This is a genomic window from Nocardia sp. NPDC055053 (genome assembly GCF_053608285.1).
On record NZ_JBSGVD010000023.1, the window covers coordinates 23,613 to 46,420 of the forward strand.

Here is a 22,808-nt window from a genome sequence, read left to right on the forward strand (position 1 = left end):
AAACAAGTGCCAGGGATTGTTCTTCGGCGGTCGGCCGAACCCGAAATGCCCGGCCGGCGGCGCGCACGACAAGACCGGCAGCGGCAACTACAGCCTCTGGCACAACGCCGGGGGATCCCCCAGTCAACAGAGTGACTGGCGTTGGTGCAACAAGTGCCAGGGATTGTTCTTCGGCGGTCGGCCGAACCCGAAATGCCCGGCCGGCGGCGCGCACGACAAGACCGGCAGCGGCAACTACAGCCTGTACCACCAGCGATAGTCGTTGTCGAAAGTAATGGCTGGCGAATCGATGTTGCTTGGACTTGGGGAGCCGGTAGAGATAGGGCTCGGTTGATTCGCCGATCCTGGTGGGAGCGAAAGGTGTCGTCTCCCACCAGACTGAACAGCCCGCTGTGAAAGTGGTCCCCATATGACCGACGACGTCGACACGGGCTCTCGCTTCCGCGGGCAATATGGCAGCAGTCGAGATATCGAGTGAGGGTGGAAATGGCATCCGGAGACTTGACGCGAGATTCGCTCGAACACCGCGACCCCGTTGATCTGATCGTCAGGCGCGCTCGAACGCTGCTGCATCGGGGCAGGCCCAAAGCGGCCGAACATGCACTGCGCGTCGCCCTGATACGCGAGCCCCAGCACGTCGAGCCGCACGCAGTTCTGGCGATCGCCCTATCAAGGCAGAACGAGCACGCCGCGGCGCTTGCAGAGGCGAAGGAGGCGATCCGGCTTGCGCCACATTGGTGGTACCCGCACTACGTCGCGGGCACCGTCCTGCACGGAGCACACCGCAAGGACGACGCGCTACGCGCGGCGCGCGCCGCACAGTACTTCGATCCGAGAGTTCCTGCGATTTGGACGTTGCTGGCAAGGATACATTTGGCCAGGGAGGAGTGGCGGCTGTCCGCCCAGGCCGCCAGGGAGGGGCTGACCCACGACCCACACAACAGCGAGCTCGCCAGCCTCATGACGATGGCGCTCTCCGAAATCACCGGAGCGGCAGGCGCAATGGCCAGTGCCGAGCAGGCCGTGCGACTGGATCCGGAAGACCCGCTCGCGCATTTCGCCTACGGATACGCCGCCATGGCGACCCGCGATATCGACAACGCCATCAGTGCCTTCCAGGAAGCGCTGCGCCTCGATCCGTCCATGGACGTGGCACGACAGCAGCTCGTCGAGGCGCTGAAACGACGAAACCCTGTCTATCGCAGCGTGGTATGGCTGCTGGAAGAAAACATGGGTGAGGCGATAGCTCCGCTTTCGACGATTCTCCACTGGGGCTTTATGTGGGCGATCTGCTGGGTGCAGTGGACAGTCGGCGCCCTCCTTACCTGGCGGCTGTCCCGCGACACCGAGCATCGTCAGATACTGCGCGGCGACGACCTTCACGCCGCGTGGCTCAGCATTCTTGCTCTTGCCGGCGGCGCGGTGATGCTGGTCGGGGGCATCGCGTACAACCACCCCGAGACCGGGATCGCCACCGCGGGGTTGGCGACGCTCGCACTCGTCACCCCGATCCAGGAGACCCTTGCCACCCCCATCCAACCCGCGCGACGTATCCTCGGTTGTTGGACCGTCCTCCTCGTGGCGGCGTTGGCAACCTTGTTGGGCATCGCGGTGATACCAGCAAGCCCAGACGAGCTCGGCGCGTCCCCCGTCTATGTGATGTTGGCTGCGCTGGCTAGCGTATGGGTAGCGCACACGATCCGGTGGGTTTTCAAACGGCGGCATCGACGGTTCACGCTCTGATCGACATGCGAAAACTCTACTGGCTCATGCGCCGCCGCGGCCGCAGCCGGTTCCAGTTCGAGCGCGGTACATTTCGTCGATTTCGTCCATTGGGAGACGCGGCCTAGTACCCCAGACGAGGCACGGGCCGACGTCGGTAGTACGGGATTGATCAGGCGGGTCGGTAGCTGCCGAAGCTCCAGTAGTGGCCCTCGCAGTCGAGTGCACCGTATTCGCGTGAGCCGTAGTCCATGTCCTGGATCGGCATCACGATCGTCGCGCCAGTCTGGACGCTGTGCTCGTAGTGCCGGTCGACGTCGTCGAGCGTCACGTAGACGCCACCGGTCATCGCGCCGGCGTTGCGGGGGCTTCGCATCCCCAGGGATGCGTCTTCGCCGCCCCCCAGCAGCATGATGCGGCTGGCCCCGAAACTCATCTCAGCGCTGAAGACGACGCCGTCTGGGCCGTGGTGCTGCGCCGTGGTCTCGAATCCGAAGACGCGAGAGAGCCACTCGTGCGCGGCCGGGATGTCGTCGTAGTACAGCATCGCGATCGCCGTGGGGCTGGGCAGTTGTTCAGTCATGGCCGTCACTCTGCTCCGCTGGACGCATCCTCGTCTTGTACCGATGTCACGTCCGCGATCCCGCCCGAATCCGGAAGGTGCGCGGCGAGCAGCCGCCGCGGACTGCTGCCCGCGAACGTCCGGAACTCCCGGGTCAGATGCGCCTGGTCGGTGTAGCCACATACCGCAGCCACATCGCCCAACGGAAGCCGGTCCAGCAGAGTGATCGCCCGGCGGAAACGGAGCAGCCGCGCCAAGGTCTGGGGCCCGTGGCCGAACTCGCGCCGACATTGCCGATGCAGATGCTGACGGCTCCAACCAACCGCGTCGGCCACATCGCTGACAGACACCTGTCCGTTGGCTAGGCATCGCCATGACTCGGCGAGTGGAGCCGCGACGGTCCTGGCTGATTCGATCCTGGATCCGAGGACACGCTCGACGAGGTCGAGCCTGGCGGGCCACGAGCGTGCCCCACCGAGCTCCTCCGGCAGGTTCGCGAGCTCGCCTGCAAACAGGTCCGACATCTCGGTGGCCGCGGCGACCTCACTCAGAGGCGCTCCCAGCAGCGTTCGGGCTCCCAGAGGGGTCAGGTTCACCTGCACGCCGGCCTGCGACCCGGTGGACTCCACCCGCAATGGCCGGCTCCTCAGCGGCACGAAAAAGGACGACATCTCCTCTCCACCGCCCGCGCGGTCGGCCCCGACGAAGACAGGCTGACCGATGCCGAAGATGAGCACCGCCTCGGCCGCCGCGGGTTCGACCCGACGGACCCTTCCAGGAGTGGTCTCGTCGAAACCTTCCAGTGACCGCACGAAGGATGCCAGAGAGTGGTGAGGGCAGCGCACCACCTGCGTCCAACGCCCCAACGGAGACTGGTGGTTCACCACTGCCGGTGCGCGCGTAGCCGACATGCAGCGAAGCTACATGATGCCGGCGCCGACACCGGTGGTGCGCGCATCGACACAACGCCCTCCGTGGTGGCGTCGGTAGCTTTCGACCAGTCGGCTCTGTACGACGGTGACGAAGAGGAGTGGCCATGGACCCGCGACGGATCGAGCTCAACCGCAAGCACAGCAGGGAAATGGGTGTGCTGTTCAACCAGTTCCTCGACCTTCATCCGACTATCGAGTCCGAGGTCCACGATGCTCAGATGACGCCCGATCAAGACGCGGCGTGGACTGTGTTCAGCGCCCAGTTGCTGGCACGTCAACAGGCCGAGCGCTCCGCTCTGGCCGACGTCATCGAAGCTGAACAAGAACGAAAGGTGAATGCGGCGCAGGCAATTTCATCGGTTGCGGCCTGGATCCGCTCGCGAGGGCTCGATTATCCCACCGAGGGACTCACCGCGGATCGGCACGACGCCGGATGGAGCGTGTACGCACCGGTCGAGGACGAGGGCAGCGATCCGATGTCGTTCCTCGACCTTCCGGTCGGCCGGTCGATCTTCCTGGTGAGCGACTCCGGCCGCATCGAAGAAGTGTCGTCGTCCTTCCCGCCACAGCAGGTGGGCGAAGCCTGCACCGCTCAGGAGGGTGCTGCCCGTCCCGACGGCGTGGCCGCCGACGGTGCGGCGAACGAAACGATAGCAACCGACTTGTAGCACAAGCGAAGACGCCTTCGTAGCTCGACATCTTGGGCAGCGAGCATGGCTCCTTCTGGACACAAACAGCACGCCGGCGGGCGGTATCGCTTCCGTGGCACAGCCCGTGTTTCGTCTCTACCGATTGGCTTCGAGCCGAGCTGGCGCCGTCTCTGAAGGGCTGGCCCCACAGCGTCACGCAGCTCGTGACGATCTCGACACTGGCAAAGGCCCTGGCTTGGGCATAGCCGCCGCGACCAGTCAGGTCGATCGTCTGATCGGCCCAGACGGTGGTCGGCAACCCTCCCTGCAGCACTCGTTCGACCGGACTTCGAGGCGTTCAGCCAACGCTGATACCGGCACCCGCTCCACCGAGATTCAAGTGCCGGTGGAGGATTCGAAGCTGCATGGCACGGGGAAGGGACGGAGTACTCAGGCTTGCGCCGCGATGCCCGAGAGCAGCGCACCGACGATGCCACGGAGTTCGGGGCCGAGTTCACCCCTGGGACTGCTGTTGCGGACCCAGCGGAACAGCGCTCCGAGGTACAAGTCGCGGAGGACGTTGCCGAGCAGTTCGGGGTCGAACGCCTGGGCGATGTCGCCGCGCTGCTGCCCGACGCGCAGGATGTCGACGAACACCGCTGCGGTATAGGGTGCCTCCCACAAGGGGCTGCCGGTCTTCACCCACGCCGTCAGCATCGTCGCGGCCTGTTCGCGTTGTTCCTCGTTGACCTTGGCGAGGATGGCGACGCACAGATGCAGAAGGGTGGCGGTGTCGGTGCCTTCCAGGCCGGCTGTCAGTTCGAGCCGATCGATCATGATTCGTCGCCGGACATCTGCCCACTCGGTGATCAAATCTTCTTTCCGTTGGAAGTGGTTGAAGAACGTCCCCCGGCCGACGTCGGCACGGCCGATGATGTCGTCGATAGTGGTCTTGTCGTACCCCTTCTCGACGAACAAGGCGATGGCCGCTTCGTAGATCCGGGCCCGGGTGCGCTGTTTGGTGCGCTCCCGTCGACCCGGTGCCGGGGCGTCCTGGACGATGTCGCGTTGCATGGGGCCTCTCGGTAAAGTCCGGATCCCGAGGTGCGTCCGGATGTTTTATTGGACCATAGTCCATCGAATGCATGCCGCTGTTGGTGGCTTCCGGTCAGGTGCATCGCGAGTCATCTGGCAGACGGAAAGTATTCCAGCAGGCCGGATTCGGTCGGAAGGTCGAGTTTCGGCCGGGTTGCGTGCTGATCGGCGGTGTTGAGATCCGAGTGATCAAATCTCTTGACCGATTCGAAGTTGGACGCTGGTACACTTTCGGATGAAACCGGGCGGCCGCTGCTCGGTAGCAATGATGGAGGGGATCATTGGTGGTAAGAGGTTTGTGCCCGCCGCCCGGAGGGGGTGTTGCTGTCGTCGGGCTGGGGGCACGCTTCCCCGGCGCGGACAGCGTCTCGGAATTCTGGAACCTGCTGGTCACCGGCGGCGATGCGGTGACCGATGTACCCGCGGATCGGTTCGACATCGACGCGGTGTATCACCCGGAGGCCGGCACGCCCGGACGGACGGTGTCACGGTTCGGCGGATTCGTCTCCAGCGGGTTCGGCTTCGACGCTTCGTTTTTCGGGATCGCCCCGGTCGAAGCGCGCGCCGTGGATCCGCAACAGCGGTTGCTTCTGGAAGTCGCTTGGGAGGCTCTGGAGAGCGCCGGGATCGCACCGTCGAGCTTGGCCGGCCGACGCGTGGCGGTGTATGTCGGCATCGCGACCTCCGAGTACGCCGAGGCGGGGGCGGAGCCGGTCGGCATCCGGGACGCGACTGGCGCCCGGCTGCGTGCGGCGGCAGCAGGACGACTGTCCTATGCCTTGGACCTGCGCGGGCCGAGCGTGACCGTTGACACGGCATGTTCGTCCTCGCTGGTCGCGGTCCATCTGGCTCGCCAGAGCCTGCTCGCCGGCGAATGCGACCTCGCGATCGCGGCAGGAGCAAACTTCATCAACACGCCTACCGACGCGGTCGTGTACTCGCAGGCCGGCATGTTGTCAACGTCTGGTCGATGCCGTTTCGGGGATGCGGACGCAGATGGTTTCGTTCGCAGCGAAGGGGTGGGCGTCGCGGTACTCGAGCGCGTCGTCGACGCCAGGGCCGCTGGCGATCCGGTTCTGGCTGTGCTGCGCTCGAGCGTAGTCAACAACGACGGTCGGGGCAGTGGTCTGTTGCTCCATCCCGCGGTTGAGGGCCAAGTGGCGATGATCCGGCAAGCCTGCGTGGATGCCTGTATTACACCGGCGGATTTCGATTACGTCGAAGCTCACGGGACCGGAACCAGTGTCGGCGACGGTGTGGAGTTGCGCGCGCTCGCCGAGGTGTTCGCCGACCGCGGGTCCGGGCCGCCCCTACCGGTTGGTTCGGTCAAGACGAATATCGGGCACACCGAGGCCGCTGCGGGCATCGCGGGATTCATCAAGGCGGTCCTGGTCGCCGGGCATCGCACTGTGCCCGCCTCTCTGCACTGCACGACGGCGAATCCGGTTCTCGATGGCGTGCCGGTTGAAGTGGTAACGGACCGCCGCCCGTTACGTCCGCTCCGGGAGGTGCCGGTGGTGGGTGTGAGTTCGTTCGGCATCACCGGCACCAACGCGCATGTCGTCCTCGAAGGGCCCCCATCCCCGCCGACCAACGATCGGACGGAGCTGACGGGTCGTCCGGTGGTACTGGTGCTGTCGGCTCGCTCGCGAGGGGCGCTCTCGCGACTGATCCTGCGCTACGCAGCGTATCTGGAGGGCCCCGGCCTATCGCGTCGGCTGGACACTATCTGCGCTGCTGCCGCCCGGCGCCGTGACCATCATCGCTATCGTGCGTGGGTCATCGGCACGGATCACGCCGACCTCGCCCGGACGCTGACCGACCTCGCCGGAGAGATACCCACTCGCCGTGGAGGTTTCGGCCAAGCGAGTGACCGTCGTCCCAAAATCGTCTTTCTCTGTTCCGGCCAGGGACCTCTGTGGCCGGGCGCGGCCGGCGACCTGCTCACCACCGAACCGGAATTCGCCGCTGCCATCGACTGCTGCGATCAAGCGTTCCGGGAACAGTTCGGATGGTCGGTTCGTGACCACCTCACCGTCGAGCAGCCCAGTACAGCGACCGAGCGCGTGCAACCGGCCGTCTGGACCGTGCAGGTCGCGCTCGCAGCGTTACTCCGTTCCTGGGGTGTGCATCCCGACTATTGCATCGGCCACAGTATGGGCGAAGTGGCCGCGGCGACTGTCGCGGGTGCGTTGTCGCCCGAGGACGCCGCGCGGGTGATCGGGGTCCGGAGCACGCTGCTCGGCACAATCGCAGGCGAGGGCGGGATGCTCGTCGTCGGCGTCGGTGCCGAGGACGCCGCTGATCTGGTCGCGGCATGCGCGTCGCGCGTAGATATCGCTGCCTGCAACGCGCCGACCTCGACGGTATTGGCCGGTTCACCGGAGGAGATCACGTTCCTGGCCGCCAGCCTCGACCGGGTCGGAATATTCACTCGCCCAGTCGAGGTGGAGGTGGCCTCGCACTCGCGCCAAACCGACGTTCTGCTCGCCGAGTTGAAGCACCGCCTCCGAGAACTACGACCGGCGACCGCGACGATCGCGTTGCGCTCGACCGTCACAGCCGAGCCGGTGAACGGAACAGAGCTACGAGCAAGCTACTGGGCCGAGAACCTGCGGAAGCCCGTTCTGTTGCGCGAGACGATCCAGCGCCTGCTGGATGACGAGGAAGACTGTGTCTTCGTCGAATTGGGACCGCACCCGCTGCTGGTGAGTGCAGTCCGCGAGACCCAGAAAGAGAAAGGCGCCGTGCCCGCCGCCGTGGCCACTCTCGTACGGGACCAGAACACGCGACTGGCGATGGCAGCCACACTCGGGCGATTGTTCGCGGTCGGCGCGCAGGTGGACTGGGCGTCCCACTTCGCGGACTGCGAGCCGGTCACCGATCTGCCTACCTACGCCTGGGACCATGAGATCTTCCGGCGCACTACGCGAATGCCGTTCATCCGTCGAGCTCATGTCGTAGAAACCGCAATTCCCCCGGACGCCACTACCGCAATCGTGGCAGGCACCCGCCCGATACCGCCGGTGGTCTACGCTCGCCCACTGACCGAATTGGCCGAGGCCATGCCCGCGGTTCATCGGCAACTGATCGCTGCCGGCGCGATGCTCGAGCAGACCGAGCGCGACGTTCAGGACATCGAGTTCACTGTCGACGCGGGCCAACTGTGGTTGTTGCAGGCCCGCGCCGCCACCCGGTCGGCCGAAGCCAGGATCCGGCACGCGGTGCGCCTGGCCGAGGAAGGCGTGATCGAACCCGTCGAGGCACTCGACCGCGTCACCGACGCCGATATCGGCACATTCCTGCGACCCCGCCTCGACCCGGCCGCGGCGCGTACGGCCACCGTCCTCGCACGCGGGCTGCCGGCCGGGCCCGGTATAGGCGTCGGCACTGTCTCCGCCGAGGAACCCTCCAGCGACGACACGGCCACCGCTTTCGTTCTGGCCCGCCCGACGACCGCCCCCGAGGACGTTCCCGTCATGGCCAGGGCCGCCGCGGTGGTGACCGACCACGGCGGCGTCACTTCCCATGCCGCGGTGGTGTGCCGCGATCTCGGTGTCCCCTGCGTCGTCGGTTGCGGGTCAGCCGCGAGCACCGGCCTGCTCGGACGCACCGTCACCGTCGACGGGTACGAAGGCCGGATCTACGACGGGATCGTCGCGGTGGCCACGCCGGGAATCCCCGATGACCCCGACCTGGTCACTCTCTCGCGGTGGGCCGCACAGGCAGACAACACCGACGCTCGGGCGCAGCTGCGCCCGCCACCGCGCCGACCTCTCTCCGCACCGCGCTGACGTGCGGCCCGATGACCCGCGCCCGCGGGTCGTCGCCAACCCCTGACACTGAAGGAACATCGACATGAGCTTCGAGGTAGTGATAATCGGTGCGGGGTCGGCGGGCCTGCAGGCAGCGTTGGTTCTCGCCCGCGCCCGCCGCCGTGTACTGGTGCTCGACGCCGGCCGGCCCCGCAACGCCGCGGCCGCCCACCTGCACGCCTACCTGTCGCGTGACGGAATGCAGCCTGGCGAGCTGCTGCGGATCGGCCGCGAAGAGGTTCTGTCGTACGGTGGCCAGATCCGCAGCGGCACCGTCGAGGCGGTCGACCGCCAGGACGGCGGCACTTTCACTGTCACCCTCGCCGACGGTGAGCGCGTCAACACCGACACCGTCCTGGTCGCCACCGGCCTGCGCGACGAACTGCCGACGGTGCCGGGTGTCGCACAGCGTTGGGGCCGCGATGTCCTGCACTGTCCGTACTGTCACGGCTACGAAGTCGCCGAGCAGCCGTTCGCGGTACTGGGCGGCGAGAATCGTCCGTTCTCCATCCACCAGGCCGGCCTGGTTCGCCGATGGTCGAGCGACGTGATCTTCTTCCCGGACACGATCGTGCTCGACGACGGTGAGCGTGAGCGCTTGTCGGCGTTCGGCGTGCAGATCATCGACGGCCGCGTCGACCACATCGCCGTGGACGAGGACCGCGTCACCGGCGTCGTCCTGACCGACGGCAGGACGATCCCGCGCTCGGTCGTGTTCGTCGGCCCCCGGTTCCTCCCACGTGACGCGATGCTCGAAGATCTGGGATGCGAACGCGCCGACAATGGCTGGGTACGGACTGACCCCACTGGTGCCACGAGTGTCCCGGGGGTGTGGGCGGCGGGCAATGTCGTCGATTCACCCGCCCAGATCATCAGCGCGGCCGGCAGCGCATACATGGCGGCCGTGGCGATCAACCATCACCTGCTTGCCGCCGAGATCGATCGGGCCGTCGCGGGCGCCCGACAGCGCGAGACCGCGTTCTCGGCCTCGATGGAGCGACGCGTCAGCGAACTCGTGCTCGGTGACCGCCGCCACGGTCTGTGACCGGCAGTGAGGACAGGATCATGCACACCTTCAGAACCGAACCGACGGCCGCGCCGACCGATCCCGAGCACGAAGTCCTAGACGCCCGCGGGGCATACCGGCTCGCGGTGGACCCCGAGCGGCAGCTACCGCGCCACATCCTGACCGCGCAGCTGCACACCTTGCTGGCCATCGACGGTGACGAGCTCGGGGTGCGCCCCGACGAGCTGATCGAACACACCCAGAGATGGACACGCCGCGCCGCCGCCCGCCACCAGGAGTTGTTCGATCAGCATCGCGACGACGAAGCCGTGGCCCAGGTACTCGTGCGGCGCGCAGTTCTCGTCTGCGCTCCGCTCGCCTCGATGGCGGGAGCATGGCTGCAATGGCTGACCTGTTCGGGTACCTGCGAGGACGACTTCGCGCTGCGCACTCTGGACCTCTACGCGACCGACGTCGGCGCGGGTCGCGCGCGTCACTCGCGCGGCGAGGCCTATCTCTCGCTGATGCGGACCATGCGCTTGTCCGACTACGCCGAGTCGACCTCCCGCCTGGCCGCTGATCCGCGAATTCCGGACTGGGCGTTCACACTTCCAGCCACTCTGCTGCTGGCGAGTCGCCTACCGGCCGAATTCACCGACGAGATCATCGGCGCCGACCTGTGCCTGCGAGCGGTCGCCACCCTGCCTGCCCTCTGCCCGCTTGTCCAGCATCTACCGACGGCGACCGTGTGGAGCCGTCGTGGAATCCGAACACGACATCGAACTCAGTTTCCACATCATGAGCCTGGCTCTGCTCAACGACGGCAAACAGCTCCCGCCGCCGGTCCGGGCGATCGTCGACAACTCCTGGCCTTACCTGCGCGTGCTGGCTGCGGTGGAGTCACACCACGGGCAGGCCGCCCTGCGCGCGGTCTACAACGCTCTCGGCACGAGCCTGCACGAGGACAAGACTCCTGGTACATCGATCGACATCCTGACTACGGCGTTGCGTGCCTGCGACCTCGACCCAGGTCTCGTGGTACACGCCGACACCCCCCACCACGACACGCATATCGCGACCTCGCACCGTGCGCGGTCGGATGACCCGGACACTACGGCGGGCGCGCCGACCATCCGCATCAATGGCAATTGCTTCTTCGGTCCAGCCATCTCGCGCGTTCCCGACGCCCCGAAATCGGTCGCCCTGTACGAAGCGATCCGTGCCCTCGCCACCTACCCGTACATCTACGAGTACCAGCGTGCCAGAACCGAGATGCCCACATTCGATCGCGCTACGGCAAGCGTCGACTGAGCCAGCTCAGCGTGACGGGCGACGGTCCGGCGGGGGTCTCGTCCTGCGGATTATCTGGGCCGCGATCGTCGTTCTCGCGACTGTCCCATGGATCGTGAGGCGTTGATGGCAGCGGTCTACGGTGAAACCCGGGCCGGACCTGCACCGGAACAGTTGGCCTCCACTCTGCCATTACCATGGAGTATTCGGTGAGCACTCGATGGATTGGATTCGACATGAAGAAGATTCTGAACTCCCTGTCCGAGGACGAGTACGTGCTGATCCGTGAAACCAAGAAGGCTCAGATCGTGGACCTCGACGAGGATGACCTGATCGCGCTGCATACCCGCATCCGGCGTGCTCGCAACAAGTACGTCAAGCTGTACCGGAGGGCCGGCGCCACCAAAGTCGAATCCAAAGGTGCACGCGGATCCGGCAAGGCAGCGAACATACGCAATGCGGGCAAGGCGGAGGTCTTCGAGAATGCTCTCAGTCGAGTCAGCCGGCAGCTGGCCGCGGCGTCTCGGCACAGTGCCCTCCGGTTGAAAGAGGAACGGTTGGCCCTGGCCCGCGACGATGCCCCCTCGTTCAGCGATATCGACACCGGTGACGGAAAGGTGCGGTCTTCAGGGAAGATACGCGTCGATACCACCCGAGAGTCGTCCGGTCGCAAGAAATACGAAGCCTCGACCATCGCGGCTGGAGCTCGACGTCAAGCAAAAAAGGATCGACGTTAGGAAAGCACGGGCGACCGATACCACCATCATGTTCGGGCTCTGCTCGAGTGCCTTGGCCGCTCGCCTGCAAGCGCCTTCTTCGGCTGCGGCGATCGAGTGTTGGACTCGGGATGCCTTCTCGCGGTGAGACAGGCGTGGTCGCTCCACGCTCGTGGTCGTTCGCAGCAGGTCCCACTCACCGACAAGATATCCGGCTGGGAATAGGACGGGTGGGCAGACGGTTGCGTCCGGCATGACAAAGGTTGTCGGAGAATACGGTGTGTGGCGCGGATACATGGGGCTCACCCCGCAGGCCGCGCGGGAGATCGAAGAGCTGGGATTCGGGGCGCTGTGGTTGGGTGGTTCGCCGCCGGCGGATCTGTCGGCCGCCGAATCGCTGCTGGAGTCGACGGAATCGCTGATCGTCGGAACCAGCATCGTCAACATCTGGACAGCGCGGGCCGATGAGGTGGCGGAGTCCTTCCACCGGATCGAACAGAGGTTTCCCGGTCGGTTCCTGCTCGGCATCGGAGTCGGTCATCGCGAGGCCAACGGTGCTGAGGCGATCAAGCCGTATGACGCCCTGGTGCGCTATCTGGACGAACTCGACGCGGCGGGGGTGCCGAAGGATGCCAGGGCGCTGGCGGCACTCGGGCCGCGAGTGCTGGAACTGGCACGCGACCGGACCGCCGGTGCGCTGCCTTATCTCGCCCCGCCGGAGCACACCCGGATCGCCCACGAGATCGTCGGTGCGGACGCGCTTGTTGTCGCGGAGCAGAAGGTGGTCCTCGACGGTGACCCCGACCGGGCACGAGCTGTCGCCCGGCAGATGGTCCCGATGTATCTGGGGTTGGTGAACTATGTCAGCAATCTGCGCCGGCTCGGCTTCACCGAGGAGGACCTGGCGACTCCGGGCAGTGATCGGCTCATCGACGTGCTCGCGCTCCATGGTGAACCCGGCAGGGTCGCTGCGGGGTTGGCCGAGCACTTGTCCGCGGGGGCAGGCCACGTCGCGATCCAGGTCTTGAACGAGGACTACCTCGCGGCCCTGCGCACCCTGGCGACAGTGCTGCCCCTCGCACGGTGAGATGACGGACTCCGCTCGATCCGGCGACCCGGGTTGCGTACGACGTTGGCGCCCTACGCCGCAACCGCCGCCGCCCGGGAATCCTCGACCCGCTGAACCCTGCTGAACATGCTGGAGTTCGGACTCACTGAGCTGAATTGGTTGCCGAACCATGCGGCTTCGGCTCACATTTCACGGTCGCAGCCACCGCCGAACGACCGTCCATGCCCAAACCAGGGCGTGTGGGGTCCATGCCAAGGCCGCTGGGGTCGTCACCGTCAACACCGGCGTGCGCCGGAGCTCGTCGGTCATACTGGACCGCCGAAGCTGGCGGGGGCGGTGACGGCCAGGGCTCCGGGCACAGCCGCGAAGCCGGAAGGCCCGCGGACAGCGACCCGGGCCCGGGGTTGCTCTGGGATATCAGCCCAGGCGTCACGGGTGATCCTCTGCCCCAACGGTATTCCCAGGAAGACGGTGGTTGCGACGGTGCCGGCGGGGTCACTCATGGTGCTGTGCTCCTATTCGGGGTGGGGTGCGGGCTGCTCCGGCGTCCGCTTCATTGCGCTGGTCCCTACTACGTGGTGACCGTCGCTTGCCGACGACGCGGGGGCCGACTGGGCATCTGTTCACGGGACTGATGAACTTCGGCCTCCCGACGGCCCCGTCGCCGGGCCGCGCGGCGTCGGCGATTTGTTCATGTCGATGTGCCGGACTCGAGGCCGAGCGGAATGCGTTCGCGGCCTCCGGCGAAGCTGGTGAGCTGCTCGTCGAGCGTGGCGTGGCCACCGGCGGGCACCATTCCTACAGCAGAACCGATTGTGACACGGAAGCTGTGTGCGGACAACGTGTTTGGTGACAGGCGGGCGCGGTAGCCGGGCCGAAGCTTGGCATACCTCGCTACCGGGACCGTATAGGCGCGGAAGCGACTGTGACTGGGGCATCCCGTGCGGAAGCGCTGTCGAAATGCTCGAAATGTCCACTGCCTCAACGTGAATCACCGTAGACTGGTGCTCGGCGGGCCGTCATGTGATGGACGCGAGTCGAGCCGACCACGGTAGGGGAGCGGCTCCATGACGTCGCGCGGGCCGCTCGTTGCGAAATGTCATGGGATCGGTAGGTCACGGTCGTTGCCACGATTTCCGCTGCCGGTGGAATAGTTCCGCGCCGGCGGCATTCGTAATCTTCCGCGCGCTCATTGCGATTGTCGGACTGCGTAGATCTGTGAAACAGGAATGACATGTCGACGCGAGAATTTGACCGACTGTCTGGTCGGATTGCTGAAATATAGCTTCGGGGCGAGCAAATTTTCTGCGTCTTGCCGCTTCTCCGGCGACTATTGACAGCGCATCAGTGGTGAGGCAACCTTGGTTTACCCAGCAGTTCCACCCTTATTCGACCTTCGCAATCTTTCCAGTCACCCGAGTGGAACTCTGCCCGGACATCTGATCGAATATCTTGTAGGGGGCAGTGTGAGTGCAAACAGATCCGATGTAGAGCACACAGAATTCGCCGTGGTGGAGAATGATCTCGACCGTCTGGAATATTCGCTCGTCGAAAATCCCGATGACGTATTCGACGACAGCTTCGAGCCGCAAGTGTGCGACATGGCGGACCTCGCCGGCGATGCGACGGCGCAGAGTCGCTTTATCGACCGACTCGGGGCGGCCATGGCGGACGTCGGACTGGCTATCTTGATCAACCATGGTGCCGAAACGGTCCTGCCCGAGGCCGCCGACGCGGCACTGCAGATGTTCACTTCGACACCCATCGAAGAAAAGATGAGGCACATCGCGACGGACTGCACATTCGGCGAGCCGCTGCAAATGGGGTACATCCCACTCCAGGAAAGTACGCCTTCACTGCCGAATTCGGTAGAAGCGTGGGAACTCGACAAAGCGGCTTTCCGTATTCCGGGCGAAGACCCGGAAAAGGCTCTCACCTTCTGGCCGGGTGAGCGTTTCGAAGTGGCGCTGCGACCCTACTGGCAGGCTTGTGAGCGGATGTTGCTTCCGCTTGTGCACGCCATGTTCCGATATCTGGGCGTCGACCCGTCCTTGTACGACGAAGAACTGTCTCCACCGAACAGCGTGCTGAGGTTCAACCACTACCCGCCGATCGACGATGCCGTTGCGGATGCCGGGAACACGGGCCGAGTCATCGCCCACGAGGACTACGGGCTGATCACGCTGTTGCCCGCTACCCCGGTAGAGGGCCTGCAGCTCTACCACCCGCGACACAAGACGTGGAGCAGGCTCCGCGCGCCGGCCGGGTCCTTCGTCCTGAACAGCGGCGACTGGCTGAAAATGATCAGCAACGATCGCTACCATTCCTGCACCCATCGCGTCAGCGTCCCTCGCGACCGCGCCCAGCGGGCCGTGCCCCGCCTCACCATTCCCTATGTCGTACACCCGCACGAGACGTCGATCGTGGAAGTTCTGCCGGGCTTCGATCCGAAGTATCAGCCAATCAGTGGCCGGGATTTCATGACGAGGCTGGCTGCCAGGTATCTGGATCGCTGAAGTCTGCTGTGCGTCGGATCGATGCCGTATGCAAATGCAGTCGTCCGTCGACGGCTCGGATTCATTCAGAGGTGACAACGTGGGTTCCAGCAATTCCAATGAAGCGCTCGGCAAGTTCGGGGTAGTGGAGAAAGACCTCGATTATTCGCTCGAGCAAAGCCCCGACGACGTGTTCGACGACAGTTTCGAACCGCCGATCTGTGATATGTCCGACCTGCAGGGCGACTCGGCCGCGCGAAAACGCTTCGTCGATATGCTCGGTCGCGCCATGGAGGATACCGGGCTGGCGATCCTGGTCAACCATGGGATCGATATCGACTCGCTCCAGGACACCGACGCGTGCGCTCTGGAACTGTTCACCTCGGTTCCCGAGGAACAGAAGCTGAAGTTCGCCGCGACCGACTACGTGTACGGCGGGGCGTTCCGCCGCGGGTACTTCGCGGTTCAAGAGTGGACACCGACACGGCCGAATGCCGTGGAAGCATGGGAGTTCTTTCGCGATTCCTTCCGTGTGCCCGGTGAGGATCACGACAAAGCGCTGACCTTCTGGCCGGAGGAGAAGTTCGAAACCGGTCTGAGGCCGTATTGGCGGGCGTGCGAGGAACTGACGCTGCCGCTCGTCCGGGCCCTGCTCGAGCATCTGAACATCGATCCTTCGATCTACGACGAGGAACTTTCACCACCGAACGGCGTACTGAGGATCAACCACTACCCGGCGCTCGAGGGCCGTGCGAGTGATACCGAGAACACGGGTCGCTTCATGACCCACGAAGACTATGGCCTCATCACCTTGCTGCCCGCCAACCCGATCGAAGGGCTGCAGGTCTTCCACCCGCAGCGCAAAACCTGGAGCAGGGTCACCGCCCCGCACGGGTCCATGATCTTGAACAGCGGCGACTGGCTCCAAATGGTCAGCAACGATCGCTTCCGTTCGTGTTCGCATCGGGTGTGCGCGCCTCGGGATCCGGCCCATCGGGCGGTATCCCGGATCTCTGTTCCCTACCTCGTTCTGCCCCGGGAGAATTCAGTTCTCGAGGTATGGCCCGGCCGCACACCGAAGTACGGCCCCATCGGCGCCAAGGACTTCATGGCGAAGCTGGCAGGCAAATACGTGGACTACGACGACTAGATGCTCCGAGCGAGATTCTTCCTGACATCCGGTCTGCCACGCTGTGCCTGAACGCGAGAAATGAATGGTGCCATGATTGACCACAGAGACTCCGGGCCGGGTGGATTGATTGCGATCGTAGGCATGGACTGTCGTTTCCCCGGCGCCGATGATCCGGACGAATATTGGAAGCTTCTTTCCGAAGGGCGACATGTTTCCTCCGGCCTCCCCACCGAACGTGGGTGGGACCTCGGCCGTGTGTACAACGAGGACCCGGCCGTCGAAGGGTCCACGTACATCCAGCGGGGTGGCTTTCTGCGCGACCTCGGCGACTTCGATGCGAGCCTGTTCGGAATAGGCCCGCGTGAGGCCACCACGATGGATCCGCAACAACGGATGCTGCTGGAAAGTTCTTGGCTGGCGCTGGAACGTGCGCGCCTGAGCCCACGGTCGCTGAGTAACGTCCACTCCGGCGTGTATGTCGGAGCGACCGACAGCTATTACGGCCTGGCGGGCTCGAGAATTCCCGGCCTGGAGCGGCATCTGCTGATGGGGACGATGCTGAGTGCGACCTCGGGCAGGATCGCCTATGCCCTCGGCCTCAACGGCCCTGCCATCACAGTGGATACAGCCTGCTCGTCAGCTCTGGTAGCCGTGCACCTGGCGGTTCGAGCACTCCGCTCCGGTGAGTGCGATGTCACGATCGTCGGCGGCGCTACCGCGATCTCCGATCCGTCGATGCTGGCACGATACTCACGGCACAGGGTCCTGTCGGTGGATGGCTACTCCCGCGGATTCTCCGCCGACGGCAACGGATTCGCGCCGGCGGAGGGGGTCGCGTCGTTGATCTTGATGCCGTTGGAGCGAGCCCAGCTCCTCGGCAAGCCGGTGCTGGCGGTGATCCGCGGCAGCGCCGTCAACGAGGACGGAGCAAGTGCCACTCTGCAGGCGCCGAACGGGCGTGCGCAGCAGGCCGTGATCGCCGCCGCCCTCGACGACGCCGGGTTGCTTCCCCAGCACATCGGTGCGATCGAAGCGCACGGCCCAGGAACGCCCCTCGGCGACACCACCGAGGCCGCGACTCTGCAGACCAGTTACGCACAACACCATTCCGCGGACGACCCTTTGTGGGTGGGTTCGGTCAAATCGAACATCGGCCACACACTCGCCGCCGCCGGACTCGCGGGCTTGGTCAAAATGGTGCTGGCGCTCCAGCACGAGCGATTGCCCGCCACACTGCATGTGGAGAACCCCATCGCCGGTGTGGACTGGTCGACGGGCGGGATGCGGCTGCTGCAGCAGTCCCGTCCCTGGCCGCGTACGACACAACCGCGTCGGGCAGGCGTCCTGTCGTACGGGATCACCGGCACCAACGCCCACGTCATCCTCGAAGAAGCGCCAGAGCCCGCCGCTGTCGGCTATCGGCCCACGCCCGGGTGTGAGCCTTCTCCACTGCGCACGCAACTACCGATGTGGTCGCTGTACGCGGCGTCGCCGTCCGCTCTCGTCGCACAGGCCGCGGCGCTGGCCGCGCACGTGCGCAGCCATGGGGGCCTCTCGGAGGTGGATCTCAGCTGGTCGCTCGGCACCACGCGCAGCGCTCTGACGCATCGAGCTGTTGTCACCGGAGGTGGGAAAGAGGAACTGGTCGGGAAGCTCGACGCGTTCGCCACGGAGGCGATTCCGGCTCCGCTCGGCGTTGCTGTGGGGAAGGTGCGGCACGGCCCCGGCCCCGTTTTCGTCTTTCCCGGTCAAGGGTCGCAATGGGTCGGGATGGGCGAGCGGCTGCTCACCGACTCGCCCGTTTTCGCTCGGTCGATGTCACGCTGCGCCGAGGCGCTGAGGCCCTACGTCGACTTCGACGTCGTCGCGGTGTTGCGTGGGGAACGGAGTGCACAGGTCGAGCGGGCCGAGGTGATCCAGCCGCTGCTGTTCGCGATGTATGTGTCGCTGGCCGAATTGTGGCAGAGTTTCGGGGTCAGGCCCGCCGCCGTCATCGGGCACAGTCAAGGTGAGATCGCCGCAGCTCATATCGCCGGAGCCCTCACACTCGACGAGGCCGCTCGTGTAGTGGCGCTGCGCAGCGCCGCGCTCCGGGTCGTCGACCGGCGAGGAGCCATGGCGTCGGTGGTGATGCCCGCCGAGCGCACCAGGGAATCGCTGTGCCGGTGGAACGGCCGGCTCGAGGTGGCGGTGGTCAATGGACCGTCGGCCACGGTGGTTGCCGGCGATGCCGACGCGATGACGGAGTTTCTGCAGCAGTGCGAACAACGTGGTGTCGAAGGTCGGCTGCTGCCCGTGGATTACGCTTCCCACAGTCGGCATATGGAGGTACTGCGCGATCGTATCCTCGCCGATCTCGGCCCAATCCCCTCGCGTGCGGCCCGGCTGCCCATCATTTCCTCGACCACCGGCGAGATCATCGATTCGACCAGCCTGGACGCCGCGTACTGGTTCGAGAACCTGCGCCGGACTGTGTATTTCGACGAGGCGATACGCCGTGCGCTGACCGCGGGATATCGGCAATTCGTCGAGGTATCTCCGCACCCCGTCCTGACCGGCGCGATCGCCGAGATCGCATCGATGCTCGACATCGACGCCGGGGTCACCGGCACGCTGCAGCGCGGGCGAGGAGGAGGTGAGGACTTTGTCGCCGCTGTGGCCGACGCGCATGCCCAGGGCGCCGAGGTGGATTGGGAGGCACTGTATCCCGGTGCCCGCGAGGTCGACCTGCCCACGTATGCGCTGCAACGTCGGTCCTATTGGCTACCGCCGACCAGTACGTCACGGAATAGGCGAGAGGGATCGTTCGACATCGCAGACCACCCGCTGATCACCGCCACCACCGACCTTTCCGACGGCGGCATGGTGTGTGTGGGTCACCTCGATCTGAAAGAACACTCGTGGCTGGCTGACCACAAGGTATTCGACCGGGTCATCGTTCCCGCCACTGTAACGGTCGAAATTCTCACCTGGTGCGCTGTGCGGGCGGGGGGAAGCGGGGTGCAGGACCTGGTCCTGAGTTCTCCTTTGCCGCTGACCGATACCGCAGTCGATATCCAGGTGATGTGCGGCCCGGTGGGACAGGACGGACGCCGACGGTTGACCCTGCACTCCCGTGATCGTGGGGACAAGGGGCCATGGCGCTGCCACGGCGAGGCGACAACCGCCGACACGGTCGCCGTGGAAATCGAAGACGTTCCACAGAAACAGGTTTGGCCTCCCTTGGGCAGTCATAGCCTCTCTGTGGATGGATGCTATCGCGCGCTGTGGGACAGAGGTTACGACTACGGTGGCGCCTTCCAGAACCTCACCGCCGCTTGGAGCAAAGACGGCACGCTGTACGTCGAAGTCCATCTGGCGCAGCACCATGCCGCGCGCGCCGAAGGCTTCGGTGTTCATCCCGCTCTTGTCGACTCGATCCTGCACGGCCTACTGCTGACCGGAACCGAGCAGAGCACGATACTGCCGTACTCCATCGGATCCGCGCGGATACTGCCGCGGCGGACCGGCGATCTGCGGGCCACGATAAGCCCGGCCGGACAGGACCGCCACCATGTCCGGGTCACCGACCCTGATGGAAACCCCGTCGCGGACTTCCGGGATCTGCTCCTGCGTCCGGTGACGAAACGTGGATTGCGCGGAATGCTCGCCACCGGCGCTCGCCATGCGTTCCGATTCCGTTGGCGGCCAGTGGATGTGGACGCCGGCGGCGAAAGGGATTGTGCGCGATGGGTGGTTGTCGGCTCACATCGTGACCTTCCAGGGAGCGACGTTCACCCCGATGCCCGCTCGTTGTCTCTCGCGCTGCGGCACGGGCGAGACGTTCCGGAGGTCGTCCTGCTCGATCTTCGTTCCACGACACAGGGCGACGAGTTGCCGGAAGAAACCGCACTGCGGGAACACCTCTTCCGCTCGATGGTCGATGCGCAGACACTTCTGTGCGACGAGCTGCTCCACAAGACGCTGATCGTCTGCGTCACTCGCCGCGCCCACTCCGCGAGCATCGCGGGGAGCGCCCCGGACGCTCTCGGCGCGGCATGCGCAGGCATGATGCGCTCGGTCTCGAGCGAGCATCCGGGCCGTGTGCGATTGATCGATCTCGACGCGGGCCCGGTCGATCACCGGTTGCTGATGGGTGCGATCGGCACCGACCATCCGCAGGTAGCTCTGCGCGGCGCGAGGGCGCTGGTCCCACGCCTCGCTCCCGCGGCCGAAGGCCTTCTCCGACCCCCTGCGATCGAGCAACCCTGGCGGCTGGTGCCAGGTCGGGACAAGACCTTGGACAGTGTCACGGCCGCACCGGCACCCGACCTCACGGTGCCGCTCGAACCGGGCCAGGTGCGCATCTGCGTGCTGGCCACCGGCGTGAACTTCCGTGATCCTCTGGTGGCGCTCGGCATGCTCGACGAACCCGCACTCGGTTTCGAAGTGGCCGGCGACGTGGTGGAGGTCGGCGCGCAGGTCGGCGACGTAGAGCCCGGCGCTCGGGTCGCCGCGGTCGTGCTGCATGCGGGCGCGAGGCCGGGGGCTTACGGACCCGTCGTCGTCGTCGACCGACGTGCCGTCCTCACCGTGCCCGCGCACTGGAGCGGTGCTCAGGCCGCAGGCGCGCCCATCGTGTTCCTCACGGCCTACCACGCGCTCGTCGAGCTCGCCGAGGTGAAACCGGGCATGCGGGTCCTGATCCATTCGGCGGCGGGGGGAGTCGGCATGGCCGCTGTCCAGATCGCCGCCATGCTCGGCGCCGAGATCTACGCGACCGCAAGCCTTTCCAAGCAGGGGATCGTCGAGAAGATGGGGGTCCCGCGAGAACGCATCGCCGACTCCCGCACCCTCGAATTCGAACAGCAATTCACCGAGGTCACGGGTTCCACCGGTGTGGATGTCGTCCTCGGCAGCCTCGCAGGCGAAGCGGTGGACGCCTCGCTACGGCTTCTCCGGCCCGGCGGGATCTACCTCGAGATGGGCAGGACCGACCTCAGGGATCCAGCCACTGTCACCGCCGAACACCCCGAAATCACCTACGATTGCGTCAATATCGCGGTCCTTCCGATGTCTCGTGTGGAAGTCGTTCTCGGCCATCTCCAGTCGCTGTTCGCCGACGGTCTGCTGAGCCCTCTGCCCGTCCGAACCTGGAACATCGGTCACGCGAGGGAAGTGTTGCGACACCTCAGCCAGGGGCACAGCACGGGCAAACTCGTCCTGACTCAGCCCACCGCCCTCGCACCCGAAGAGACAGTCCTGATCACCGGAGGGACGGGAAGCCTGGGCCGATTGCTCGCGCGTCATCTCGTCACCGCGCACGGTTGCCGCCACCTCCTCCTTGTCAGTCGCCAGGGCGACGAGGCTGCCGAGGCCCGGGAACTGGCAGCTGAACTCGGTGAAATGGGTGCGCAGATCACCCTGGCGGCCTGCGATGTCGCAGACCGCGTCGCCCTGTCCTCGGTGATCCGAACTATCTCGCCTCGCCACCCACTCGGCGCTGTCGTTCACGCCGCCGGGATCTTGGACGATTGCCTGTTCACCGACCTCACCCCCGACCGGCTCCAGCGGGTTCTGGCGCCCAAAGCGATCGCCGCTCGACATCTCCATGAGCTCACCGCGGACATGAATCTGCGCGCGTTCGTGCTGTACTCGTCCATCGCCAACGTGGTCGGCACGGCCGGACAAGCGAACTACGCGGCAGCGAACGCCTTCCTCGATGCGCTGGCTTACCACCGGCACAGCATCGGCCTGCCTGCCACATCCATCGAGTGGGGACTGTGGCGGCAATCCAGCGCGCTCACCGCCCACCTCGACGACACCGACCTGGCACGTCTTGCCCGGCAAGGTCTTGTCCCACTCGACACGGCCGGCGCGCTGGACGTCTTCGACATGGCCCTGGAGCAGGATGAGCCCCTTCTCGCCGCGACGGCGCTCTCGCCCGTCGACCCCGATACGCCGTCGGCTGCGGTCCTGGTCGAACTGCCTCGGCACCACACTCCTTCACCTGTCAGCGAAGGGTCCGGCTCCGCGACAGAAGACTTCCCCCGACCGAAACTTCTGGGCTTGCGACCCAGCGAACGGGTCAAGGCACTGACAACCTTGATTCGTACCCACGCCGCTGTCGTGCTGGGACACCAGGATCCCGACGCCCTCGCCGCGGATCGGACCTTTCGAGACGCCGGGTTCGACTCGCTGTCCAATATCGAGCTGCGCACTCGCCTCAGCAGCGCCACCGGCGTCCGGCTCACGGTCGCAGGCATCCTTGACCATCCGACCCCGACCCGCCTCGCCGTCTATATCAACGAGGTTCTCGACCGAGACAGCGGCTCCCGACCCCTCGACTTCCCGTAGGCGGAGAAA

At 65.6% G+C, this 22,808-nt stretch carries 15 protein-coding genes and 1 pseudogene; 11 read left to right on the forward strand and 5 right to left on the reverse strand.

Annotation, left to right across the window (positions count from 1 at the left end; genetic code table 11):
* The coding region (locus ACWF82_RS22870; protein ID WP_452504122.1) for a hypothetical protein at positions 1-259 on the forward strand (259 nt) is incomplete at its 5' end.
* Between the two features lie 227 nt (positions 260-486).
* Positions 487-1,743: a tetratricopeptide repeat protein gene (locus ACWF82_RS22875; protein ID WP_452504124.1), complete on the forward strand. Its 1,257-nt coding sequence runs from the start codon at positions 487-489 to the stop codon at positions 1,741-1,743.
* A 151-nt stretch (positions 1,744-1,894) separates the two neighbouring features.
* On the opposite strand, the gene ACWF82_RS22880 is transcribed toward ACWF82_RS22875, so the two are convergent.
* A complete protein-coding gene (locus ACWF82_RS22880) occupies positions 1,895-2,305 on the reverse strand; it encodes a VOC family protein (RefSeq protein ID WP_452504126.1) in 411 nt (136 codons plus the stop codon).
* Between the two features lie 5 nt (positions 2,306-2,310).
* Positions 2,311-3,195 carry a helix-turn-helix domain-containing protein gene (locus tag ACWF82_RS22885; protein ID WP_452504128.1) on the reverse strand — a complete coding sequence of 295 codons (885 nt, stop codon included), beginning with the start codon at positions 3,193-3,195 and terminating at the stop codon, positions 2,311-2,313.
* A gap of 125 nt (positions 3,196-3,320) precedes the next feature.
* On the opposite strand from ACWF82_RS22885, the gene ACWF82_RS22890 reads away from it, so the two are divergent.
* Positions 3,321-3,884, forward strand: coding sequence for a hypothetical protein (locus tag ACWF82_RS22890; protein ID WP_452504264.1), 564 nt, complete (start codon positions 3,321-3,323; stop codon positions 3,882-3,884).
* 166 nt (positions 3,885-4,050) lie between these two features.
* On the opposite strand, the pseudogene ACWF82_RS22895 reads toward ACWF82_RS22890, so the two are convergent.
* Both ACWF82_RS22895 and ACWF82_RS22900 read right to left on the reverse strand, forming a co-directional pair.
* Positions 4,051-4,179, reverse strand: a pseudogene (locus tag ACWF82_RS22895) (MspA family porin); the annotation flags it as partial.
* Between the two features lie 116 nt (positions 4,180-4,295).
* Positions 4,296-4,919 (reverse strand): TetR/AcrR family transcriptional regulator, encoded by a 624-nt coding sequence (locus tag ACWF82_RS22900; protein WP_452504130.1) that lies wholly within the window; start codon positions 4,917-4,919, stop codon positions 4,296-4,298.
* Positions 4,920-5,224: 305 nt separating this feature from the next.
* On the opposite strand from ACWF82_RS22900, the gene ACWF82_RS22905 reads away from it, so the two are divergent.
* Both ACWF82_RS22905 and ACWF82_RS22910 read left to right on the forward strand, forming a co-directional pair.
* Positions 5,225-8,734 carry a type I polyketide synthase gene (locus ACWF82_RS22905; RefSeq protein WP_452504132.1) on the forward strand — a complete coding sequence of 1,170 codons (3,510 nt, stop codon included), beginning with the start codon at positions 5,225-5,227 and terminating at the stop codon, positions 8,732-8,734.
* Positions 8,735-8,798: 64 nt separating this feature from the next.
* Complete coding sequence (locus ACWF82_RS22910; protein ID WP_452504134.1) at positions 8,799-9,800, forward strand: NAD(P)/FAD-dependent oxidoreductase; 1,002 nt, start codon at positions 8,799-8,801, stop codon at positions 9,798-9,800.
* Between the two features lie 125 nt (positions 9,801-9,925).
* Here the strand turns inward: ACWF82_RS22910 and ACWF82_RS22915 are convergent, their stop codons facing one another.
* The gene (locus ACWF82_RS22915; protein WP_452504136.1) at positions 9,926-10,075 is read right to left on the reverse strand and encodes a hypothetical protein; all 150 of its coding nucleotides are present in this window, start codon (positions 10,073-10,075) and stop codon (positions 9,926-9,928) included.
* Positions 10,076-10,520: 445 nt separating this feature from the next.
* Between ACWF82_RS22915 and ACWF82_RS22920 the strand changes: the two genes are divergently transcribed.
* The 6 genes from ACWF82_RS22920 (at position 10,521) to ACWF82_RS22945 (ending at position 22,799) form a co-directional block, all read left to right on the forward strand.
* Entirely contained in the window at positions 10,521-11,072 is a 552-nt protein-coding gene (locus ACWF82_RS22920; RefSeq protein ID WP_452504138.1) for a mycothiol-dependent nitroreductase Rv2466c family protein, read from the forward strand.
* Between the two features lie 215 nt (positions 11,073-11,287).
* On the forward strand, positions 11,288-11,788 hold the full coding sequence (locus ACWF82_RS22925) for a hypothetical protein (protein ID WP_452504140.1): 501 nt from the start codon (positions 11,288-11,290) through the stop codon (positions 11,786-11,788).
* Positions 11,789-12,020: 232 nt separating this feature from the next.
* Positions 12,021-12,854: an LLM class F420-dependent oxidoreductase gene (locus ACWF82_RS22930; RefSeq protein WP_452504142.1), complete on the forward strand. Its 834-nt coding sequence runs from the start codon at positions 12,021-12,023 to the stop codon at positions 12,852-12,854.
* A gap of 1,493 nt (positions 12,855-14,347) precedes the next feature.
* Complete coding sequence (locus tag ACWF82_RS22935; protein WP_452504144.1) at positions 14,348-15,352, forward strand: 2OG-Fe(II) oxygenase family protein; 1,005 nt, start codon at positions 14,348-14,350, stop codon at positions 15,350-15,352.
* 79 nt (positions 15,353-15,431) lie between these two features.
* Positions 15,432-16,481, forward strand: a complete 1,050-nt coding sequence (locus ACWF82_RS22940) for a 2OG-Fe(II) oxygenase family protein (RefSeq protein ID WP_452504145.1) — start codon at positions 15,432-15,434, stop codon at positions 16,479-16,481.
* Positions 16,482-16,553: 72 nt separating this feature from the next.
* Entirely contained in the window at positions 16,554-22,799 is a 6,246-nt protein-coding gene (locus ACWF82_RS22945) for a type I polyketide synthase (RefSeq protein WP_452504147.1), read from the forward strand.
* Positions 22,800-22,808: the final 9 nt, after the last annotated feature.